We start from the raw sequence: 589 nt of genomic DNA, 5'->3' as shown, positions 1-589 counted from the left end.
CATGAGTATAGGTATCTTTTTTTTGCTGAATGGTTTGTAAAAGCTCTAAGATTTCTACCATGCAGTTCTTTCCGTAAAGGGCAGAAGAAATTCCGTACATCTGTGCTTCGCGATGAAAAGGTTCAAAGCATTCAAAGGCTTTTTTCGCTTTCTTTGCATCAGGCGCGTGGTTGTTTTCTAAGTACTCAATAATAGCTTCCATCGATTCCCACAGGCTGTATACATCTAAGCCGTAAAAACCTACTTTTGGCTGATGTGCTGGCAAGTTGTTGTTATAATCACGAAGCCATTCAATCAAATCTTTTATTTCTTGATTGGCCCACATCCATGAAGGCCAGCGGCTAAAAGATCTTAAGACATCTTCGGCATTCGCGTATTGAGTTGTATATCCTTTAATATAGCGATTAACTTCAAAACACGAAGGCCAGTCTCCTTCCACTGCTATAAAGGAAAAATCATGATGCTGAATTAATTCTTTCGTAATAGCTGCTCGAATTTCGTAAAATTCAGATGTGCCGTGAGAGGCTTCTCCGAGAAGTACGTATTGAGCGCGGCTTGCTGTGTTAATAAGCGGCAGTAAGTCATCGAC

At 40.6% G+C, this 589-nt stretch carries 1 protein-coding gene; it reads right to left on the bottom strand.

Going from position 1 to position 589, the window contains the following annotated elements:
* The coding region (locus tag AC1DRF_RS31610; protein WP_477742774.1) for an erythromycin esterase family protein at window positions 1-589 on the bottom strand (589 nt) is incomplete at both ends.

The organism is Priestia sp. P5_B4, assembly GCF_056400385.1.
The sequence above is the reverse complement of the archived record's forward strand: the minus strand, read 5'-3'. Positions and strand labels throughout refer to the sequence as shown.